General features: G+C 66.5%; 18 protein-coding genes. 12 read left to right on the plus strand and 6 right to left on the minus strand.

Annotated elements, in window-relative coordinates:
* Positions 1-19 precede the first annotated feature (19 nt).
* The 5 genes from AC3ANW_RS14405 to AC3ANW_RS14425 all read left to right on the plus strand — a co-directional run bounded on the left by AC3ANW_RS14405 (position 20) and on the right by AC3ANW_RS14425 (position 6,958).
* Positions 20-2,572 carry a PAS domain S-box protein gene (locus AC3ANW_RS14405; RefSeq protein WP_488341531.1) on the plus strand — a complete coding sequence of 851 codons (2,553 nt, stop codon included), beginning with the start codon at positions 20-22 and terminating at the stop codon, positions 2,570-2,572.
* Positions 2,569-3,216, plus strand: a complete 648-nt coding sequence (locus tag AC3ANW_RS14410; RefSeq protein ID WP_488341532.1) for a response regulator transcription factor — start codon at positions 2,569-2,571, stop codon at positions 3,214-3,216. Before AC3ANW_RS14405 ends, AC3ANW_RS14410 begins: the two co-directional genes overlap by 4 nt.
* A gap of 97 nt (positions 3,217-3,313) precedes the next feature.
* Positions 3,314-4,165 (plus strand): bifunctional methylenetetrahydrofolate dehydrogenase/methenyltetrahydrofolate cyclohydrolase FolD, encoded by an 852-nt coding sequence (folD, locus tag AC3ANW_RS14415; protein WP_488341533.1) that lies wholly within the window; start codon positions 3,314-3,316, stop codon positions 4,163-4,165.
* A gap of 79 nt (positions 4,166-4,244) precedes the next feature.
* Positions 4,245-6,311, plus strand: a complete 2,067-nt coding sequence (locus AC3ANW_RS14420) for a M3 family metallopeptidase (protein ID WP_488341534.1) — start codon at positions 4,245-4,247, stop codon at positions 6,309-6,311.
* Positions 6,308-6,958 (plus strand): DUF4124 domain-containing protein, encoded by a 651-nt coding sequence (locus AC3ANW_RS14425; protein WP_488341535.1) that lies wholly within the window; start codon positions 6,308-6,310, stop codon positions 6,956-6,958. Before AC3ANW_RS14420 ends, AC3ANW_RS14425 begins: the two co-directional genes overlap by 4 nt.
* Before the next feature lie 7 nt (positions 6,959-6,965).
* Here AC3ANW_RS14425 and rpiA read toward each other — a convergent pair whose 3' ends face one another.
* Entirely contained in the window at positions 6,966-7,670 is a 705-nt protein-coding gene (rpiA, locus tag AC3ANW_RS14430; protein ID WP_488341536.1) for a ribose-5-phosphate isomerase RpiA, read from the minus strand.
* A gap of 37 nt (positions 7,671-7,707) precedes the next feature.
* Between rpiA and AC3ANW_RS14435 the strand changes: the two genes are divergently transcribed.
* Positions 7,708-8,754 carry a quinone-dependent dihydroorotate dehydrogenase gene (locus AC3ANW_RS14435; protein WP_488341537.1) on the plus strand — a complete coding sequence of 349 codons (1,047 nt, stop codon included), beginning with the start codon at positions 7,708-7,710 and terminating at the stop codon, positions 8,752-8,754.
* Positions 8,755-8,772: 18 nt separating this feature from the next.
* Here AC3ANW_RS14435 and AC3ANW_RS14440 read toward each other — a convergent pair whose 3' ends face one another.
* A complete protein-coding gene (locus tag AC3ANW_RS14440; protein ID WP_488341538.1) occupies positions 8,773-11,802 on the minus strand; it encodes a bifunctional diguanylate cyclase/phosphodiesterase in 3,030 nt (1,009 codons plus the stop codon).
* A gap of 223 nt (positions 11,803-12,025) precedes the next feature.
* Positions 12,026-12,913 carry a LysR family transcriptional regulator gene (locus AC3ANW_RS14445; RefSeq protein ID WP_488341539.1) on the minus strand — a complete coding sequence of 296 codons (888 nt, stop codon included), beginning with the start codon at positions 12,911-12,913 and terminating at the stop codon, positions 12,026-12,028.
* Between the two features lie 113 nt (positions 12,914-13,026).
* On the opposite strand from AC3ANW_RS14445, the gene AC3ANW_RS14450 reads away from it, so the two are divergent.
* The 5 genes from AC3ANW_RS14450 to AC3ANW_RS14470 are packed head-to-tail and all read left to right on the plus strand — an operon-like array spanning position 13,027 to position 17,514.
* Positions 13,027-13,422 carry a cupin domain-containing protein gene (locus AC3ANW_RS14450; RefSeq protein WP_488341540.1) on the plus strand — a complete coding sequence of 132 codons (396 nt, stop codon included), beginning with the start codon at positions 13,027-13,029 and terminating at the stop codon, positions 13,420-13,422.
* Positions 13,423-13,480: 58 nt separating this feature from the next.
* The gene (locus tag AC3ANW_RS14455) at positions 13,481-14,503 is read left to right on the plus strand and encodes a Bug family tripartite tricarboxylate transporter substrate binding protein (RefSeq protein ID WP_488341541.1); all 1,023 of its coding nucleotides are present in this window, start codon (positions 13,481-13,483) and stop codon (positions 14,501-14,503) included.
* Positions 14,504-14,519: 16 nt separating this feature from the next.
* Positions 14,520-15,782, plus strand: a complete 1,263-nt coding sequence (locus tag AC3ANW_RS14460; RefSeq protein WP_488341542.1) for a CaiB/BaiF CoA transferase family protein — start codon at positions 14,520-14,522, stop codon at positions 15,780-15,782.
* Positions 15,779-16,597, plus strand: a complete 819-nt coding sequence (locus tag AC3ANW_RS14465) for an enoyl-CoA hydratase/isomerase family protein (protein ID WP_488341543.1) — start codon at positions 15,779-15,781, stop codon at positions 16,595-16,597. The genes AC3ANW_RS14460 and AC3ANW_RS14465 overlap by 4 nt, the downstream gene beginning before the upstream one ends.
* Positions 16,598-16,599: 2 nt before the next feature.
* Complete coding sequence (locus AC3ANW_RS14470) at positions 16,600-17,514, plus strand: hydroxymethylglutaryl-CoA lyase (protein ID WP_488341544.1); 915 nt, start codon at positions 16,600-16,602, stop codon at positions 17,512-17,514.
* Positions 17,515-17,531: 17 nt separating this feature from the next.
* Here AC3ANW_RS14470 and AC3ANW_RS14475 read toward each other — a convergent pair whose 3' ends face one another.
* A complete protein-coding gene (locus AC3ANW_RS14475; RefSeq protein WP_488341545.1) occupies positions 17,532-18,518 on the minus strand; it encodes a Bug family tripartite tricarboxylate transporter substrate binding protein in 987 nt (328 codons plus the stop codon).
* Positions 18,519-18,700: 182 nt separating this feature from the next.
* Between AC3ANW_RS14475 and AC3ANW_RS14480 the strand changes: the two genes are divergently transcribed.
* A complete protein-coding gene (locus tag AC3ANW_RS14480; RefSeq protein WP_488341546.1) occupies positions 18,701-18,910 on the plus strand; it encodes a hypothetical protein in 210 nt (69 codons plus the stop codon).
* Here AC3ANW_RS14480 and AC3ANW_RS14485 read toward each other — a convergent pair.
* A complete protein-coding gene (locus AC3ANW_RS14485) occupies positions 18,861-20,414 on the minus strand; it encodes a dynamin family protein (RefSeq protein WP_488341547.1) in 1,554 nt (517 codons plus the stop codon). The genes AC3ANW_RS14480 and AC3ANW_RS14485 overlap by 50 nt on opposite strands.
* Positions 20,411-21,673, minus strand: coding sequence for a GTPase (locus AC3ANW_RS14490; protein ID WP_488341548.1), 1,263 nt, complete (start codon positions 21,671-21,673; stop codon positions 20,411-20,413). The genes AC3ANW_RS14485 and AC3ANW_RS14490 overlap by 4 nt, the downstream gene beginning before the upstream one ends.
* Between the last annotated feature and the right edge of the window lie 2 nt (positions 21,674-21,675).

Here is a 21,675-nt window from a genome sequence, read left to right on the forward strand (position 1 = left end):
CCGCCTACACTTGCGCACCATGGTTAACCATCCCGTCCGCGCACTGCGCCCTCGCCCGCTCCTGACCCGTGCCGCCGCGCTCTGGAGGCACTGGTGGCAGCGCCAGAGCCCGCAACGCCAGGACCGCTTTGCCATGCTGGCGCCGCTGGCCGCCGTTCTGCTGTTCCTGGCGACCATCGCGACCGCCTTTTCCTACCTGCGCAGCGAGGAACTCGAACGTGAACACGAAGCCGTGCGGCGCGACGTCGAATATGCCCAGCAACGTCTGCGCCTGCGGCTGCTGGAACGGCAGGAACAGCTCATGCGCATCGCGCGCGATGTGTCCAACGGCGAGATCGACCGGCAGGAGTTCAACAGCCGCTCCGAATCCCTCATCAGCCAGTACCCCGAGGTTCAGGCGCTGACCTGGATCGACGAACGCCGCCGTGTCATCGCCAGCCATGCCGCGCCGTCGCTGCCGGCCACGCAGTTGCGCCACGAAAACGAAGTCTTGCGCCCGGGCGAAACCGAAGGTGTCTTCAGCCTGACCCGCGACCTGCAGCAGCCGGTGTATTCGCAGCCCTCCGGCGGCACTGCGCCGACCACGCTGCTGCAGCTGCAGATTCCGTTGTCCACGCAGGGCCACTTCTCGGGTGTGGTGCTGGGCGAATATTCCATCGACAGCCTGCTGCGCTACGGCGTGCCCAGCGAGGTGCTGGCGCGTTATGCCGTCACCCTGCAGGACGGCAACGGCCGCGCCATCGCCGGTACTCCGCTGGCGCCGCGTACCGGCGCCAAACGCCTGGTGCCCTTCGGCGCGACATCCATCACATATGAAGTACCGGTTTCGCCGGTCGGCAACGCGCTGGTGCTGCATGCCCAGGCCTACCGGACGTCGCTCGGCGTGGTGGGCAGCGGTTTCTTCTGGCTGGTCGGCATGCTGAGCGCCATGACCGCCTGGATGCTGATCGCCAACTGGCGCCACACCCGGCGCCGCATGCAGGCCCAGCAGGCGCTGATCGCCGAGACCTATTTCCGGCGGGCCATGGAAAACTCGGTGCTGACCGGCATGCGGGCACTCGACATGGAAAGCCGCATCACCTACGTCAACGCCGCCTTCTGCCAGATGACGGGCTGGGCCGAAAGCGAACTGGTCGGCCAGGTGCCGCCCTATTCGCACTGGCCGGACGAAGACCAGGCCCACCTGGCCAACGTGCTGAACGACGAGATCACCGGCCACCATAAACCCGGCGGTTTCCAGGTGCGGGTGAAACGCAAGAACGGCACCATCTTCGACGCCCGGCTGTACGTGTCGCCGCTGATCGACCCGCGCGGCGAACAGACCGGCTGGATGACCTCCATGACCGACATTACCGAGCCCAACCGCATCCGCGCCCAACTGACCGCGTCGCACGAACGTTTCACCATCGTGCTGGAAGCGCTGGACGCCTCGGTGTCGGTGGCGCCGCTGGGCAGCCACGAACTGCTGTTCGCGAACCGGCTGTACCGGCAATGGTTCGGTTCCGAGACCACCGGCCACCTGCAGATGGTGGCCCAGGCCGGCGTGCAGACCACCGGCGACAGCGGCGAAGACACGCTCGACGACGTCGATGGCCTGGCCGGTTTGCCAACCACCTCGCTGACCGCCGCACAGACCGAGAATTCCGAGATATTCGTCACCTCGCTGGGCCGCTGGCTGGAAGTGCGCTCGCGTTACCTCAACTGGGTGGACGGCCGGCTGGCGCAGATGGTCATCGCCACCGACATCACCAGCCGCCGCGATGCGGAAGAGCAGGCGGCCGCCCAGGCCGAACGCGCGCAGTCGGTCAGCCGCCTGATCACCATGGGCGAAATGGCGTCGTCGGTGGCCCACGAACTCAACCAGCCGCTGACCGCCATCAGCAACTATTGCAGCGGGCTCATCACCCGCATCAACAGCGGCAACACCGACCAGCAGATGCTGCTGTCGGCGCTCGACAAGACCGCGCACCAGGCACAGCGCGCGGGCCAAATCATCCAGCGCATCCGTGCCTTCGTGAAACGCAGCGAGCCCAATCGCACCCCGTCGGACGTTCAGGCCATGGTCGCCGAGGCGGTCGAGCTGGCCGACATCGAGATGCGCCGCCGCAGCATCCGCCTGTCGCACTACGTGGCGGCGCGCCTGCCGCAGCTGCTGGTCGACCCGATCCTGATCGAGCAGGTGCTGGTCAATCTGATGCGCAATGCGGCCGAATCGGTCGACAACGCAGGTCGGCCGCCCGGACGCCGGAGCGTCGAATTGCGGGTGGTGCCCAAGCAGGTCGAATCGCAGCCGGCCATCGAGTTCACCGTGCTGGACACCGGCGGCGGCCTGGCGCCCGAAGTGCTGGAGCGCCTGTTCGAGGCCTTCTTCTCGACCAAGTCCGAAGGCATGGGCATGGGATTGAATCTCTGCCGGAGCATCGTGGAGTCGCACCAGGGCCGGATGCATGCGGAGAACCTCTACAATGGTCCGGAGGTGGCCGGCTGTCGTTTTTCCTTCTGGATTCCGCTGCTGCCGCCCCGAGACAACACCTCCACAGCCAATCCACAAAAACCGGGCGTGACCGCATGAGCTTGATTCCGAAAAAAGGCACGGTATACGTGGTGGACGACGACGAGGCCGTGCGCGATTCCGTGCAATGGCTTCTCGAAGGCAAGGACTTCCGGGTCCGCTGCTTTGAATCCGCCGAATCGTTCCTTTCCCGCTACGACCCGCGAGAAATCGCCTGCCTCGTCGTCGACATCCGCATGGGCGGCATGAGCGGCATCGAACTGCAGGACCGACTCATCGAACGCAAGTCGCCGCTGCCGATCGTGTTCATCACCGGCCACGGCGACGTGCCGATGGCGGTGGACACCATGAAAAAGGGCGCCCTGGACTTCATCCAGAAACCCTTCAAGGAAGACGAACTGGTCGCCCTGGTCGAACGCATGCTCGAACGCGCAAAGGAACTCTTCGCCGACTCGCAACATGCCGCCAGCCGTGACGCCTTGCTGGCCAAGCTCACTTCTCGCGAAGCCCAGGTGCTCGAGCGCATCGTTGCCGGCCGTCTGAACAAGCAGATCGCCGACGACCTCGGCATCAGCATCAAGACGGTGGAAGCGCACCGCGCCAACATCATGGAAAAACTCAATGCCAACACCGTGGCCGACCTGTTGAAGATCGCCCTCGGCCAGGGCCACCAGAACCACTCGCAGCAAGCCGCCAAAGCCTGATGCCGCGCTGACCAGCGCACTGCCCCGCACAGCGCCCGTCTGATTCGGTTCATACGGGCGTTTTCCATTTGCCGACCCACTTCTTCACCTTCTTCACATGACCGCCCAGACCATCGACGGCAACGCCCTCTCCCGCCAACTCCGCACCGATGTCGCCACCCGCGCAGCCGCCCTGCGCGAACGCGGCGTGACGCCCGGCCTGGCGGTCGTGCTGGTCGGCGACAGCCCGGCCAGCCAGGTCTATGTGCGGAACAAAATCAAGGCCTGCGAAGAAAACGGCCTGCATTCGGTGCTCGAAAAGTACGCCGCCGACATGACCGAAGCCGATCTGCTGGCCCGTGTCGACGCGCTCAACAACGACCCGTCCATCCACGGCATCCTGGTGCAGTTGCCGCTGCCGCCCCACATCGACGCACAGAAGGTGATTGAAGCGATCTCACCCGAGAAGGACGTTGACGGTTTCCATGTCGCGTCGGCCGGCGCGCTGATGACCGGCACTCCCGGCTTCTGGCCCTGCACGCCCTATGGCTGCATGAAGATGCTCGAATCCATCGGCTACGACCTGCGCGGCAAACATGCGGTGGTCATCGGCCGCAGCAACATCGTGGGCAAACCCATGGCCCTGATGCTGCTGGCGAAAAGCGCCACCGTCACCATCTGCCACAGCGCCACCGCCGACCTGGGCGCCATGACCCGCCAGGCCGACGTCATCGTCGCCGCCGTCGGCAAAAGAAACGTGCTGACCGCCGACATGGTGAAACCCGGGGCGGTCGTCATCGATGTGGGCATGAATCGCGACGACGCCGGCAAGCTCTGCGGCGACGTCGACTTCGCCGGTGTGTCGCAAGTGGCCGGCTACATCACCCCGGTGCCCGGCGGTGTCGGCCCCATGACCATCACCATGCTGCTGGTCAACACCATCGAGGCCGCCGAACGCAAGGCAGGTTGAGTCAGGTCCGATCGCCAACATTGTCAGCATCTATTGCCCGGGGGCTTGAAGCCGGGCGAGCTGACGCAAAATCGAGGGCATGACCAATGCCCTCCTCGACTTCTCCGACCTCCCCCTGTTCGACCGCGTGCGTCCTGAAGACGTCGGCCCCGCCACCGACCAGCTGATGGCCGAAGCCGGGCAGGCACTCGAGGTCGTCACCGCCCCCGACTTTCCATCCGACTGGAGCGCCATCGCCAAGGTGCTGGACGTCGCCACCGAACGCCTGGGCCGCGCCTGGGGAACGGTGGGCCACCTCAACGCTGTGGCCGACACCCCCGAACTGCGCGCCGCCTACAACGCGGCCATGCCCGGCATCACCGAGTTCTTTACACGACTGGGCGCAGACGAACGCCTGTATGCCAAATACAAGGCGGTGGACACCTCGACCCTCGACGCCGAACAACGCCAGGCCCACAAGAACGCCATGCGCAATTTCGTGCTGTCGGGCGCCGAACTGCAGGGCGCGGCCCGCGAAAGGTTTGCCGCGATCCAGGAGCGCCAGGCCGAATTGAGCCAGAAGTTCAGCGAAAACGCGCTCGACGCCACCGACGCGTTCGCCTACTACGCCACCGCCGAAGAGGTCGACGGCCTGCCGGACGACTCGCTGCAGGGCGCCCGCGCCGCCGCGGAATCCGATGGCAAGGAAGGCTACAAACTTACCCTCAAGATGCCGAGCTATCTGCCGGTGATGCAGTTCGCAAAGAACTCCGAACTGCGCCGCAAGCTCTACACCGCCTACGTCACCCGGGCCAGCGACATCGGCACCGAAGAACAGCGCAAGTTCGACAACAGCGCCCTCATTCGCGAAATCCTGGCGCTGCGCCAGGAAGAATCCCGCCTGCTGGGCTACAACAACTTCGCAGAAGTCTCGGTAGTGCCCAAGATGGCCGAATCGCCGGCCGAAGTCATCGCCTTCCTGAAGGACCTGGCCCAGCGCGCCAAGCCTTACGGCGAGCAGGACATCGCAGACATGCGGGCTTTCGCCGCCGAAAACATGGGCCTGACCGATCCGCAGCCCTGGGACTGGACCTTCATCGGCGAGAAATTCAAGGAAGCCCGTTACGCCTTCAGCGAACAGGAAGTCAAGCAATACCTGCCGGCTCCGAAGGTGCTGGCCGGCCTGTTCAAGATCGTCGAAACGCTGTTCGACGTTCAGATCCGCCGTGACCAGGCGCCCGTCTGGCATCCGTCGGTGGAGTTCTATCGCATCGAACGCGCCCGCTCAGACGGCCATGCACCCACACTGGTCGGTCAGTTCTATCTCGACCCTTCGGCCCGTGCCGGCAAGCGTGGTGGCGCCTGGATGGACGACGTGCGCGCCCGCTGGCTGCGACCCGACACCGGAAAGCTGCAGACGCCCGTTGCACAACTGGTGTGCAACTTTGGCGAAGGCATCAACGGCAAGCCGCCGATGCTCACCCACGACGATGTCATCACCCTGTTCCATGAGTTCGGCCACGGCCTGCAGCACATGCTCACGCAAGTGAACGAACACGATGTGTCCGGCATCAACGGCGTCGAATGGGATGCCGTCGAACTACCGAGCCAGTTCATGGAGAACTTCGTCTGGGAATGGGATGTGCTGCGCCACATGACCGCCCATGCCGATACCGGCGAACCGCTGCCGCGCGAGCTTTTCGACAAGATGCTCAAGGCCAAGAATTTCCAGAGCGGCCTGGGCACTTTGCGGCAGGTCGAGTTCTCGCTGTTCGACATGCTGCTGCATTCGCAACACAATCCGGAGGACGACTTCATGCCCCTGCTCAAGTCGGTGCGTGACGAAGTCGCCGTGCTGCAGGCGCCCGAGTTCAGCCGCACGGTGCATACCTTCAGCCACATCTTCGCGGGCGGTTATGCCGCCGGTTATTACAGCTACAAGTGGGCCGAGGTGCTGAGCGCCGATGCCTACGCGGCATTCGAGGAAAGCGCCGGAGCCGACGGCCAGCCCGATGCCGCCACCGGCCGCCGCTACCGCGAGGCGATTCTCGAATCCGGCGGCAGTCGGCCTGCGATGGAATCGTTCAAGGCCTTCCGTGGCCGGGCGCCGACCATCGACGCGCTCCTGCGCCACCAGGGCATGAGCCCGGCCGCGGCGGTCCAGTGAAAAAGACGCTGGCCCCACGTTGCCTGGGAATCGCCGGCGGCCTGTTTTTGCTGGCGGTTGCCGGCGCGCAGGCGCAGCAGGTGTTCCGTATCGTCGGTGCGGACGGCCGGGTGACCTACTCCGACCGCCCCGCGCCCACCACTGCCGACCGCGCGCCGGGCGCGGCAGCCACGGTGGTCGATGTACCGGCCGCGCCCGCCATCAACACCAGCGTGCTGCCCTACGAATTGCGCCTGGCAGTGCAGCGTTATCCGGTGACGCTGTATTCCGCCGCAGGCTGCGGCGCCTGCGATTCGGCGCGTGCACTGCTGCGCGGTCGCGGTGTTCCCTTCCTCGAAAAGACGCTAGGCACGGCGGCCGACTCCGAGGCTTTCGAACGCATCAGCGGCGGCAACAACGTGCCTTACGCCACCATCGGAAGCCAGGCGCTGCAGGGTTTCTCTCCCGTCGAATGGACGCAATATCTGGACGCGGCGGCCTACCCTGCGCAGACGCAACTGCCAGCCAACTACCGCGAGCCGGCCGCGTCACCGCTGGTCGCCTCGACGCCGGTGCGCGCTCCGGCGGCCACGGCCGGCGCGGCACCCCGTGCCGCAAACCCGGCACCGTCAGCGCCGGCCCGCAACCCGGCCGGCATCCAGTTCTGAAGCGCGTTTAAAACGCCAGCGTCTGCACGCCGGCGGGCGTGGCCAGAAGGCAGACATGGGCGCGCTGGTGGGCGAACACACCTACCGTCACCACGCCCGGCCACTGGTTGACTTCCGACTCGAAGGCCAGAGGGTCGGTGATCTTCAGGCCGCGCACGTCGAGGATGTGCTGGCCGTTGTCGGTGACCAGCGCCTGGCCGTCCTTCAGGCGGACCGTGGCCTGGGCGCCCCTGGCGGCGAACGCGCGGGTGATGCGGGCAGTGGCCATCGGGATCACTTCCACCGGCAGCGGGAACGCACCCAGCGCGTCCACCATCTTGGAAGCGTCGGCGATGCAGACGAACTGCTTCGCCAGCGCCGCCACGATCTTCTCGCGCGTGAGGGCTGCACCGCCGCCCTTGACCATGTAGCCCTTGGCGTCGATCTCGTCGGCACCGTCGATGTACACCGCCAGCGACTCGACCTCGTTGGCGTCGAACACCTTGATGCCCAGGGCCAGCAGGCGCTCGGTGCTGGCGACCGAACTGGACACCGCGCCCGGGATCAGGTCCTTCATTTCCGCCAGCGCGTCGATGAACTTGTTGACCGTGGAGCCGGTGCCGACACCGACGATCTGGCCCGGCACCACATAGGCCAGCGCGGCACGGCCGACCAGGGTCTTGAGTTCGTCTTGCGAAGGGGCGGAAGGGTTTGGGGGGGTAGGTGTCGTCATGGGAGAAAATCCGGCGCTGTTGATCCGGAATTATCCAATGCCTCTGCTGCCCTACCCGCTCGCCCGTGCCCTGCTGTTCAAGATGGAACCCGAGGCCGCCCACGATTTCACCCTCGACTGGCTGGCCCGCGGCCAGAACACGCCGCTGCAAATGGCCTGGCAACAGACCATGGTGAACGACCCGGTGACCATCGCCGGACTGAAGTTCCCCAACCGTGTCGGCCTGGCTGCCGGGCTCGACAAGAACGCCCGCTGCATCGACGCCTTCGGCGCGATGGGTTTCGGTTTTGTCGAGGTCGGTACGGTCACACCCAAACCTCAGCCGGGCAATGCCAAGCCGCGGATGTTCCGCCTGCCGAGGGCCGAGGCGCTGATCAACCGCTTCGGTTTCAATAACCAGGGGCTCGATACCTTCCTGCACAACGTGGCGCAGTCGAAACTGCGGCGCGACAAGTCTCCGATGCTGCTGGGCCTGAACATCGGCAAGAACGCCGCCACGCCCATCGAACGTGCTACCGACGACTACCTGCTGGGCCTGGACGGCGTCTATGCGCTGGCCGACTACGTGACCGTCAACATCAGTTCACCCAACACCCAGAACCTGCGCGCACTGCAGTCGGACGAGGCGCTCGACGGCCTGCTGGGCGCGCTGGCCGACCGCCGCCGTGCGCTGGCCGACCGCCACGGCCGGCTGACGCCCATCTTCGTGAAGATTGCGCCCGACCTCGACGGCCTGCAGGTCACGGCCATTGCAGACGCCCTGCGGCGCCACGGCATGGACGGCGTGATCGCCAGCAACACCACCATCGACCGCAGCGCCATCCAGGGCATGGAACACGCCGAAGAAGCGGGCGGGCTGTCGGGCCGGCCGGTGCAGCCGGCCAGCAACCGGGTGATCGCCGCCCTGCGCGCGAGGCTGGGCAAGGGTTACCCGATCATCGGCGTGGGCGGTGTGATGTCGGGCGACGACGCGGTGGCCAAGCTACATGCAGGCGCCGATGCGGTGCAGATCTATACCGGTTTCGTCTACCGTGGCCCGGCGCTGGTGCCGGAAGTCGCCAAGGCGTTGCGCAACGCACGCTGAGCGGCCGAGAGCGGCGCGTCAGGCCGCCAGGGCCAGGGCGGACATCATCTGTTCCACCGGCGCAGGCCGGGCGAAGAAATAGCCCTGGAAGGCGCGGCAACCGCTGTGCCGCAGAAAGTCGAGCTGGCCCTGGGTCTCCACGCCCTCTGCCACCACCTGCAGGTCCAGGCTTTCGGCCAGCGCCAGAATGGTCCGCACGATGGCCGCATCGTTGGGATCGGTCAGCACGTCGCGCACGAACGACTGGTCGATCTTCAGCTGGTCCAGCGGCAGGCGCTTGAGGTAGCTGAGCGACGAGTATCCGGTGCCGAAGTCGTCCAGCGAGAAGCCCACGCCGTGCGCCTTCAGCGACGCCATCTTGACGATGATGTCCTCGACATCGTTGAGCAGCAGGCTTTCGGTCAACTCGATCTTCAGCCGGTCCGGCCGCGCGCCGGTACGTTGCAGCACGCCCAGCACGCTCTCCACGAAATCGATCTGGCGGAACTGCCGCGCGCTGACGTTCACCGCCAGGCTCAGGTCGCGGGTGGAGGCATCGTCGGCCCACACCACCAGCTGCCGGCAGGCGGTTTCCAGCACCCAGTGGCCGATCGGCAGGATGAGTCCGGTCTGTTCGGCCAGCGGAATGAACTCGCCGGGCGCCACCATGCCCCGCAGCGGGTGCCGCCAGCGCAGCAGCACCTCGGCGCCCATCAGCTGGTTCTCCTGGTTCATCACCGGCTGGAAAAACAGCACCATCTCGTCGTTGGAAATCGCGTGGCGCAGGTCGGCTTCCAGCGCGGACCGAGCACTCACCGCCTGCTGCATGTCGGGATGGAAGAAACACAGGGTGTTGCGGCCTGCCGCCTTGGCCTGGTACATCGCAAGGTCGGCACGCTTGAGCAGGTCGTCCACGCTCTGCACATCGCCGTCGAACAGCGCGATGCCCACGCTCGGGGTGCTGTGGTGCTGGTAGCCCTCCAGCAGATAAGGATGGTTGAGCACTTCCAGCACATGCTCGGCGACACCCCGTACATGGTAGATGGCGTCTTCCTCGCTGGCGGGCAGGCCTTCGAGCATCACCACGAACTCGTCGCCGCCCAGCCGCGCCACCGTGTCGCCGGGCTGGGCGCAGGTGACGATGCGGTTGGCCACTCTTTCCAGCAGCGAATCGCCGACGTCGTGGCCCATCGTGTCGTTCAGGTCCTTGAAGTTGTCCAGGTCGATGAACAGCAGGGCTCCGCGCTGCGTACGCGAGCGGCACACACCCAGCGCGGTCACGAGGCGGTCCAGCAGCAGGCGGCGATTGGGCAGGCCGGTCAGGGCGTCGTAGAAAGCCAGGCGCTCGATCTCGTCCTCGACCCGCTTGCGTTCGGTAATGCTGCGGCCGATGCCGCGGTAGCCCCGGAACGCGCCGCCGGAATCGAAGATCGGTGCACCGCTGATCGACACCCAGTACACATTGCCGGCGCCGTCCAGCCGCTGCAGTTCCAGGTCGTGGAACACCTCATGGGCGTCCAGCGCCATGCGGTGGCGGGCCCAGTCGGCGTCGGTCATGTTGAGCGCGCCCAGGTCCCAGCGCGCCAGGCCGATGTTGTCTTCCTTGGGCAGCCCCAGCTCGGTGTCGGAATAACCCTCGAAATGGGCAAACCGGTGCTGCTCGTCCAGCTCCCAGTACCAGTCGGACGACAGCTCGGTCAGCGCCCGGAAACGCGCCTCGCTCTGGCGCATGGCTTCGTCGGCGCGTTTATGCGGCGTGATGTCCATATGGGCGCCCACCACACGCAACGGTGCGCCCTGGCGATCGCGCTGCATCACCTTGCCGCGGTCCAGCACCCAGATCCAGTGGCCGCCGCGGTGCCGCAGGCGATATTCGGCCTCGTGGACCTCGGCATCGCTTTCCCAATGGCGCGCGATGGCCGCACGCAGCCGGCCGGCATCGTCCGGATGCACCAGCGAACGCCAGTCGTCGGGGCCGCTGCCGATGTCGCCCGAACGCAAACCGAGCATCTCGTACCAGCGTTCGCTGAAGGTCATCTGCCCGCGCGCGACGTCCCAGTCCCACAGGCCGATGTTGGCGCCCGACAGGATGAAATCCAGCCGCTCGGCATGGGAGCGCTGTTCCTGCAGGCTTTTCTCGTGCACGTCTTCCTGCGCACGCCGGCGGCGCTGGTAGAAATACAGCGCAAGGCCGCTGACCAGGTAGGTGCAGAGAAGTACCACGGCCAGCGCCATCGCCCGGCTGCGCCAGCCGGCATAGATCGCCGACAGCGAACGGGCCGCCACCACCACCAGCATTTCGTCCAGCGCCACCTCGCCGGTGTGTAGCTGGTAGCGCGCCACCAGCCGGTCGCGGTCGCGCATGGTGACCGGCTCGCCGCTGCCGTCCATGCCGGAGACACTGGCCAGCACACCGCCGTCGCGATTGACCAGCGTCAGCCGCATGTCGGGCGCATAGACGATGGACGACAGCATCGCCGACAGGCGCTGGTCGTCCAGCACCGCGTAGACCACGCCGGCAAAACCGTTTCCGTCCTGCAGCGGCCGCACCACCGCCAGGCCCGGCATCTGGCTGCCGGCATCGTCCTGCAAACGGGCCAGCCGCAGCATGCCCGGGTCGCCGACCCGGCTGCGGGCCGCCAGGAAAAACGCCTGCAGGCCGACGTTCTGGCCGACGTGCGCCGGATCGGTCGCCGCCCGCACGGTGCCGTCGGCATCCACCAGCTGGATGTCATGCACACCCGGCACCAGGCGGCTGAGACCTTTGAGGCGGCGCGAGGTCAACGAACCAGGGTCGGCGCGGTCGAATATTTCAGGCGCGTTACGGACGCCGTCCAGTGCGCCGGCCACCGCCGTCAGCTGGCTGCCGACGCGGTCGTTCAGCGTGCGGATCTGGGCTTCCAGGCGGCGCCGTTCGTAGTTGCCGATGCGGCCACGTTCCTGCCACGACGCATAACCCGCGTAAATGCCGACACCCAGCAGAACGGCCACCAGCAGCAGCCATTCACGCAGTGCCCGACGTGAATGGCCCGCGTTCGGTGAAGAGGATGGCAAGGAAGGAGCAGACATCAGGTCCGATGCGGTGCGGCATTCATTGGCAGGGAATCGATCCACTCTCGCACGCAGCTACCCCTGGTCAGCCGGAATCCGCACATCGGGAAGAACCGAACCGCAGAGGTCGCCATCCATCCCGGCCATTTGAAACAAAAAGGATTTTCAGGTTTCCCGATGTCACTTAATTGTCAGTTTACACGCGAAGGTGGGAGGTCCGAACGTTTCAAACGGCGCTTCCTCACCCCGCCCCCACCGCATCCACGATCCGCTGCACCAGCGTCGACCGCGAATCCTTGCGCCAGGCCAGCGCGATCTCCAGGTCCAGGCCGGGATATGCATCGCGGATGTCCCGGTACACCACGCCGGCATGCGGAATGTTCTTGATCTGCTCCGGCAGCAGGGCCACACCCACACCGGCCGCCACCAGGCTGACCATGGTGGGCATCTGCCATGCTTCCAGCGCCACCCTGGGACTGAAACCGGCGGCATGGCAGGCAGTGAGGGTCTGCGCATGCAGGCTGGGCACCCGGTCGATGGGGAAGACCATGAAGGTCTCCTCCGCCAGATCGGCGAGCCGCACCGCATGCCGCGCAGCCAGCCGGTGGCCGATGGGCAGCACGGCGATCATGCGTTCGCGTCGCACCACCTTCAGATGGAAGTCGTGCGCGTTTGCCAGCGGCAGCCGCACCACCCCCAGGTCGATGCGCCGGGCGTGCAGTTCCTGCACCTGGTCGGACGAAGGCAGCTCGCGCAGGTCGAATCTCACGTCGGGATATTCGCTTCGAAAACGCACCAGCAGCTCGGGCAGCAGGCCGTAGCTGACCGAGCCGACGAAACCCAGCACCACGGTGCCTTTCAGTCCGGCGTCGGCCTGGCGGGTGTGGCTGATGGCCAGGGCCTGTTGTTCCAGCATGCGATGCGCTTCCTGCAGAAACACGGCGCCGGCGTCGGTGAGGCTGATGGCGGGGCGGCTGCGGTCGAGCAGGCGCACCTGCAGGGTTTCCTCGAGCCGCATGATGGCCTGGCTCAGCGGCGGCTGCGACATGTGCAGGCGCTGGGCGGCGCGGCCGAAGTGGAGCTCTTCGGCCAGCACGATGAACTGGTTGAGCGCGCGGGCGGAAATCACGGCGGGCGCGGCCTCTTCTTCATATGCTCCGTGATATGGGAACCCGGGGTAAATGATATTTTACAAAGTCTCGTGACGGCAGGACGATGGACCTTCCACAGGAGACGACAAACATGAGCCAGACGGCCGGAGCAGCACGTTATTTCATCCGCGAAGCCGACATCGACGGATACCACCCCGCCAACCACGTCGGCACCCTCAACAAACGCCTGATCGGCCCCGAAACGGTGGGCGCGCGCCAGCTCGAAGTGCTGGTCGGCAATATCGAGAAAGGCAAAGGCGCCCTGCCCCATGCCCACCCCGGCATCGAACAGGTCTGCTACCTGCTGCAGGGCCGCGCGGTAGCCGAGGTCGGCGGCCAGCGGCAGGAAATGTCGCCCGGCGACTGCTGCTTCTTCCCGGCGGACGCCATGCATACCTTCACCGTGGCAAGCGATGAACCGGTGCGGGTGCTGGTGATCTACAGCCCCCCCTACGAAGAGCGGGAAGACCGGGTGATCCGGCCCTGATTGCCCTCCGGCCCCCGAGTCCACACGCTTTCGATCATAAAAAGACAGAGACAAAGACATGAACTTCAAGACCGACATCCGCCGCCGGGGTTTCATCGCCGCCGGCGCTGCTTCGACCGTATCCGCGCTGGGCCTGGGCCTGGCGTCGCCGTGCGTCTTCGCCCAGATGCCGGCCAGCGCCGACGGTTATCCGCGCCAGCCGATCCGCCTGGTGGTTCCCTTCGCCGCCGGCAGCGGCACCGACGCGGTGGCGCGTCTCACCGCGCAGGCGCTGGGCGAGGCGCTCAAGGGCTCGGTGATCATCGACAACCGGGCCGGCGCCAACGGGGTCATCGCCGCCGAACTGGTGGCCAAGGCGCCACCCGACGGCTACACGCTGTTCATGACGACGAACACCACCCATTCGGCCAACCCGAGCCTGATGAAACGCCTGCCCTACGACCCGATCAAGGACTTCGCGCCGGTCAGCCGCATGGGCAACCTGCCCTTCATGCTGGTGGTCAACAACGATCTGCCGGTGAAGAACGTGGCCGAACTGCTGGCCTGGGGCCGCGCCAACCCGGGCAAACTGACGTATGCCAGCGGCAACAGCACCGGCATCGTGAGCGGCGCCACGCTGTCGCGCATGAGCGGCGTGCCCATGCTGCACGTGCCATACAAGAGCACGCCGCCGGCCATCGCCGACGTGATCGGCGGGCAGGTGTCGATGATGTTCGTCGACCTGGCGGCCGGCCTCGCGACGGTCAAGGCCGGCAAGATGCGCGCCATCGGCGTCACCACCAAGGACCACACCGCGCTGTTCCCCGAACTGCCGCCGATGGCCGACACGCCCGCGCTGAAGGGCTTCGACATCACTTCGTGGAACGGCGTGTTCGCGCCGGCCGGCACGCCGCGCGACATCATCCAGAAACTCAACCAGCCGCTGGCCGCCATGGCCAACAGCGCGGCCTTCCGCGAGAAGACCGCCAAGCTGGGCTTCGACGCCTTCGGCAGCACGCCCGAGGAGCTGGGCGCTTTCACGGTGGCCGAAGTCGGCAACTGGAAACGCCTCATCGAGGCGGCTGGCATTCAACCCGAATAAGCCTGAACGAGCCCGAATGACCTCGACCGACCCCGAAACCCCCATGACGAGTCCCGCCACGGGTCCGCTCGCCGGCCTGCGCATCCTCGACCTGACCGCCGTGGTGATGGGCCCCTACGCCACCCAGATCCTGGGCGACCTGGGCGCCGACGTGATCAAGGTCGAAGCGCCCGGCGGCGACAACCTGCGGGCGGTCGGCCCCATGCGCCATGCCGGCATGGGCGCGATGTCGCTTCACCTGAACCGCAACAAACGTTCGGTGGTGCTCGACCTGAAGCAGCCCGGCGGCCGCGATGCCTGCCTGAAGCTGGCGGCCGGCTGCGACGCCCTCGTCTACAACACCCGGCCACAGGCGATGGCGCGGCTGGGACTGGGCTACGCGGCGGTGCGCGCAGTCAATCCGCGCATCGTCTACCTGGGCGCGGTGGGTTACGGCGAGGCCGGGCCTTATGCCGGCAAACCGGCCTACGACGATCTGATCCAGGGCGCCGTCGGGGTGCCTTCGCTGTTCGCCCAGCAGAGCGGTGGCGACCCGCGTTACGCGCCGGTCACGCTGGCCGACCGGGCGGTCGGCCTGCAGGCCGCCATCGCGCTGCTGGCGGCGGTGATGCATGCACGCGCCACCGGCGAAGGCCAGTCGGTCGAAGTGCCGATGTTCGAGGCGCTGGCGCAGTTCGTGCTGGGCGACCACATGGGCGGCCGCAGCTTCGAGCCGCCCATCGGTCCCAGCGGCTACAACCGCCTGCTGGCGCCGCACCGCAAGCCCTACCGAACGGCGGACGGCCATATCAGCGTGCTCATCTACAACGACAAGCACTGGCGCGCCTTCTTCGAGATGATCGACCGCGCGGACCTGCAGGCCGACCCGCGTTTCAGCACCCACACCGCCAGGGCGGCGCATATCCACGAGGTCTATGCCTTCGTCGCCGAAGTGATGGCCGGCGGCACCAGCGCCGACTGGCTGCAGCGCCTGGAAGCCGCCGACATACCGGTGGCCGCGCTGCACAGCATCGACAGCCTGATGGATGACGAACACCTGCGCGCGGTCGATTTTCTGCCGACCTTCGACCACCCCAGCGAAGGCCGCATCCGCAGCACCGCGCCGGTCGGCCGCTACAGCGCCACACCGGCCTCCATCCGCCGGCTGGCACCGCGCATCGGCGAACACAGCGTCGAGGTGCTTCGTGAAGCCGGCTACGACGACGCCGCCCTGGCGGAATTGTTGGGCAGCCGTGCCGTCCACCAGGCCGAAGCCCTGAAACCCGAGCCACATCCATGAACCCGGAAACCCCACTCTCGCCTCTCCGCATCGCCATCGACGGCTGGCGCGCAACCGTCACCCTGCAACGGCCCGAGGTGCGCAACGCATTCGACGAGACCCTGATCGCCGCGCTGACGCATGCGTTCGTGGAACTCGGCGCCCGCACCGACCTGCGCTGCATCGTGCTGGCCGGCGACGGCCCGGCCTTCAGTGCCGGCGGCGACCTGCGCTGGATGCGCCGCATGGCCGACTACAGCCGCGAACAGAACATCGCAGATGCGGGTGCGCTGGCCGCCATGTACCGCGCCATCGCCGACTGCCCGCTGCCCACCATCGCCCGGGTACACGGCGACGCCTTCGCCGGCGGCATCGGCCTGGTGGCCGCCTGCGACATGGCGGTGGCCGCCGACAGCGCCGTCTTCTGCCTGAGCGAGGTGCGCATCGGTCTGGTGCCGGCCACCATCAGCCCGTATGTGATCCGCGCCATGGGCCTGCGCGCCACCCAGCGTTATGCGGCCACCGCCGAGCGCTTCGGCGCGGCCGAGGCGCAGCGCATCGGGCTGGTCCACGAATCCGTGGATGCCGCGCTGCTGGACGCCACCGTCGACGGCCTGGTGCGCAATCTGTGCGGCGCCGGCCCGGCCGCCGTACGGGCCAGCAAAACGCTGCTGCAGCGTGTCGCAGGCCGCGGGCTGGACGACGCCCTGGTGCGCTACACGGTCGAGACCATCGCCGACATCCGCGCCAGCGACGAAGGTCGCGAAGGGCTCCAGGCCTTCCTGCAGAAACGCAAGCCGGCCTGGCTGGCGGAGAAAAGCGGGGAGGCCGCCTGACCATGGCGACCCACTATCCATCGCGGGTCCAGCTGGTCGAGGTCGGCCCGCGCGACGGCCTGCAGAACGAGAAACAGCCGGTGCCGGCCGCCACCAAGATCGCGCTGGTGCAGCGGCTGCAGACGGCCGGCCTGAAGAACATCGAAGTCACCAGTTTCGTCAGCCCGAAATGGGTGCCGCAGATGGCCGACAACCGCGAGGTGATGGCCGGCATCGAGCGCGCGGCAGACGTCCGTTATTCGGTGCTGACACCCAACCTGAAGGGCTACGAGGCTGCAGTCGCATCGCATCCCGACGAGATCGTGGTTTTCGGCGCCGCCAGTGAAGCCTTCAGCCAGCGCAACATCAACTGCTCCATCACCGAAAGCATCGAACGTTTCCGCCCGGTCGCCGATGCGGCGCGGGCCGCGGGCATCCATGTGCGCGGTGCCATCTCGTGCGCGGTCGGCTGCCCCTACGAAGGCGACGTCGCCCCCGAACGGGTCGCCATGGTGGCGCGGCTGATGGCCGGCATCGGCGTGCAGCATGTGGGCGTGGCCGACACCATCGGCGTCGGCACGCCGCTCAAGGTGCAGCGGGCGCTGGCGGCAGCGCTGGAGCATTACGGCATCGACGCCGTGTCGGGCCATTACCACGACACTTACGGCATGGCCTTGTCCAATACCCTGGCATCGATGGAGCTGGGCGTATGGCAGTTCGACACCTCGGTGGCCGGGCTGGGCGGCTGCCCTTATGCCAGGGGTGCCACCGGCAACGTGGCGACCGAAGACGTGGTTTACCTGCTGCACGGCATGGGCATCGCCACCGGCGTCGATCTGGATGCGCTGGTAGACACCGGCGCCTGGATCAGCGCGCAGCTGGGCCGCGAAACCCAATCGCGCACCGCACGCGCACTGCTGGCGAAACGCTCCGCCTGAAAGGCAGCGCGACCTGCTCAGTCCAGCTTGATGTTCCGCTCGGTGATCAGCCTGCCCCAGCGGTCCAGCTCCAGGTCGAGGTGTCTGGCCAGCTGCGCGGGCGTCGAGCCGATAGGCTCGGCACCGACACCGGCCAGCTTGGCCTGCGTGTCGGGCTGGCGCATGGCGTCGACCAGCGCGGCCTGCAACTTTGCGACGATGGGCGCGGGTGTGCCGCCCGGCGCGAAGACCGCGAACCACGGCGACACCTCGTAGCCCGGTACGCCGGCTTCGGCGATGGTCGGCACCTCGGGCAGCGCTGCTGACCTTTTGGCGCTGGTCACGCCCAGCGCCCGCAGCTTGCCGGCCTTGATGTGCGGGCCGGCCGAGGTGATGCTGTCGAACATCATGTCGATCTGGCCGCCCAGCAGGTCGGTGATGGCCGGGCCGCTGCCCTTGTAGGGCACATGCAGGATGTTGAGTCCGGCGCTGGAGGCGAACACCTCGCCCGCCAGGTGGATCGAAGTGCCGTTGCCGGCGGACGCATAGGTCAGCTTGCCGGGGTTCTTGCGGGCCATTTCCAGCACGTCCTTCACCGACTTCGCGGGGCTGTCGGCGCGCACCACGAGCACGTTGGGCACCACTGCCAGCAGGCTGACCGGCGCGAAGTCCTTCACCGGGTCGTAACCCAGGCGTGAATACAGCGCCTTGTTGGTCGCCATGCCGATCGACGTGATCATGATGGTGTAGCCGTCGGCCGGCGACTTGGCGACCGCCTCGGCACCGATGTTGCCGCCGGCGCCGGGCCGGTTCTCGACGACGAACGGCTGGCCCAGCGCTCGGCCGGCCTTGTCGCCCAGCGTGCGGGCAATGACGTCCATGGCGCCGCCGGGCGGGAACGGCACCACCCAGCGAACCGGGTGGTCGGGCCAGTTATTTGCCGGATTAGGCTGGGCTATGGATGGGAATGCGGCTGCGGCGATGCAGGCCGCGACGAGGCCCTGGGCCTTGCGTCGGTTGATCATGTTGTCTTGTCTCCGTCCCTGGATGGGAAGCGTTGATGTTCAACCCGGCCTGCCGCCACGTCCAATATCTTTTGAGTCGTGTTTCATACCCTGCCGGTTTGAACCGCCTGAAGTCGCGCCGCACCAGGCACTGCGAAACGCAGCCACCCTGTTCCTCTATCCCGCCAAACCCCGGCCGAGTGATGCCGCCCATGTGCTGGAGCCGTTTCGGCCTACAGGCTCTGGACCTGGCCGAGACCATCAACACACCCATCATCTTGCGCCGGCGCAAACACGACGATTCGGAGCTGACCACCTTCATCCGGACCATCGTGAACGACCTGCCGACAAGTGTCGTGGGGGCTACCCGGAAACAAGCGCCGGTTCGCCGCCCGCGCGAACGTTCCGCCTGATCTCCGTCAGTTCGGCCTGACGGGCCTGGATGCTGTTCTTCAGTGTCATCAGGCCAGCCTCGAACGATTCGACGGCCTGTCGGCATTGGTCGACGACTTGGGTGGCGATCCGGCTGAGCACCGGCTGAATGGACTGTTCGAGAGCGGCATCGATCCGCGCCAGGTCTTGCCTATCGATGGCTCCGATCCTTAGCTCGAAGCGGGCATTACGGGCATCGACTGCGTAACCAGAAAATGCGTCGACCAACGCCTGCCCGACCGCGTCTTTCAGCACTGCGGAGGTTTGTTCGCAGACGTCCGACAGGTCGGCCGGCCCAGCCCTTGCGGCATTGGGTTCGACGATGCCGGGCAACGCTGGAATGACGGTTCGCCATACCCGTTTCTTCAGCAGATCCTGCCGGCTTTCCAGGGACGACTTCTCGTCTGCCGCCAACTGCAGGAGCACATCCAGCTGCGCAACGATCTCATGCTGCAGATCGTGCATCACGCATTCTTCGCCGTGGTGCAGCACGATCTCCGCATATTTGCGCTGCTTGTATTCGAGCGCCGGTTCGACGATGTCGGCGAACGCAGACCAGAAGTCGTCGAAGCCTGCAGCGTGCAAGGCGGCATCGGTATCGGTATCGGTATCGCCATGCTTTTGGGCCGCGTGAACCGACACTGAAACGGGAGCCTGCAGCAAGCCCTGCCCCACTCCCATCAAACCCAGTTTTTCGCGGCCACGGACCCGTACGTCGGCCTGCTGCAGCCTGCGTGTGGCCGGCGACTTGTTGCGGAGAACCTTCAGGATCTCGCCGTCCACTTCGTCCTCTTCCAGGTAATCGCTGCGGCTGATCACGGGCAGCAGCGGCTTGGCCCGGCGCAGTTCACGGGCCAGTTCGTCCAGCTCCTGCACCTGTCCTGGCGAGGCCGAACTCGTCAGCCACAACACGCCATCGGCGCTGTCGGTGAAACGTCGTGTCAGCTCGGCATTTTCGGGGGTGACGGAATGCAGGCCGGGCGTGTCGAGCAGCACCAGCTTCCGGCCCAGGAAGACGCCTTGCAGTGCGGTGGTTGTTTCGGTCGCGCCTTCCTTGAAACGCTGCGCGATGCCGACGATGCGGCCGGCCTCTATGCGGAAGTATTCGACCTGCTGTCCCAGGGCCACGAAGCGGTCCGCGAGGAAATTGCAGAGCGCGCTTTTACCCGCGTTGAACTTGCCGAAGACCAGGAAGATCGCCCGCTGGTCGAGCGCGCCGGCCAATGCCTGCGCGGCTTCCAGGTCCGTGCGGCGCTGCAGCCAGACGGATGCGCGTTCAGCCATTTGCCGATTGAGATCGACCGCCTTTTCGGCCAGCGCATGGCCGGGCAAAAGACCGGTGTGGCGCAGTGGCGCGCTGGAAATTTCATCGACCAGCCGGCTCAGCCAGTCGTCCAGTTGGCGGAGTTCGTGTTGCAGTTCGCCGGCTTGCCACTGAAGATCGCAGATGCCGGCGATGAAAGACTGTTCCGCCGTGCCACTCATGCAACCGGCTCCAGCACGGCGACCACGTCCAGGGCCCGCTCCACGGCAGCCAGGTTCCGCCGCGCGCTCTCGATCTGCTCCGCCAGCGTCACCCGGTCGGCCGATAGTTCGTAGTAACGCGCGAAATCGTTCAGCAGCCGTTCGCGGCCGGCGTCCTGGCAGAACATCTTGCGCAGGTCGGCGCGGTATTTGACCGATACACCCAGCACCGCGACCATCGCGCTGTTGAGGCTGGTCGACACCGTGTGCTGGGCAACGGGGAGATCGAAGGCACCGTGTTTCACCAGCACCGCCTTGATCTTGATGCAGACCCTCGAATAGGAGACCTGCACCCTGCCCCGCTCCAGCCGGCCGAGCGTGGCACGGAACCTGTCGTCCACCGAATCCGGCCGCAGCGCGAGGTCGGGGCCGGGGTCGGACAAGACATCGGACAGGTCTTCGGGTGCGTCGAGCAATACGGCGCTCAGGTCGTGTTCGAACTCCAGGCGTTCGGCTGACTGTCGACGTCGCAGGTTTTCAAGCTGCGTCTGCAGGTTTTCATGGCGCACCAGCAGGTCGTTCCGAATGCCGTCCAGCAGCACGGCCGACTCGAATGCACGTGCGGCCGGCACTGCTTCGACGGCCCTGGCAAGCGCTGCCTCCAGCGCCGGAATGCCGCTCCTTTCGATCAGCAGTTTCCTGTCACCCGCCAGGCCCTGCCGATGGCGGGTGGAAGACACGAGGTGCTGCTTCAGGCCCGGTGCCTGTGCGGCAATGGCTTCGGTGACCATGCGCTGCTCGGTGTCGTCGGCAAGCTGGTCCAGCTGCGTGACAACCAGCAAGGTCTGGCGGCGGGAGGTTTCGGCATCGGCGCGCAGGGCCTGCAAAAGATCCCGCTCCGCAACGTCCAGCTCGCCGCTACGGGCCGAGTGCACGAACAGGCGGATGTCCGACTGCTGCCAGACAGCCTGGTGGGCGAAGCCGTCGTCGGCGCCACCCACGTCGGCATCCAGGCCTGGCGCATCGAGCCAGCGCATGCCGCCCTGCACCCGTTCGCCAAGCGCGACCGTTTCGCGTTTGTCGGCCACCGCAAAGATGTCCTGGCGCATCAGTTCGTTGAGCAGCCGGCTCTTGCCGTGGTTGTATTTGCCGACCACGGTGACGGTGGCCAGCCCGGCCTGGGCTGCGAGCGCCCGCAGGCGCGACAGGTCGTGGGCCCGGCCCGGCAGAACCGCCAGGACCTCCCGTTCAACACGGTCGAAAACTTCGGGTCCTGACAACT

This window comes from Xylophilus sp. PBN-3R (genome assembly GCF_057747805.1).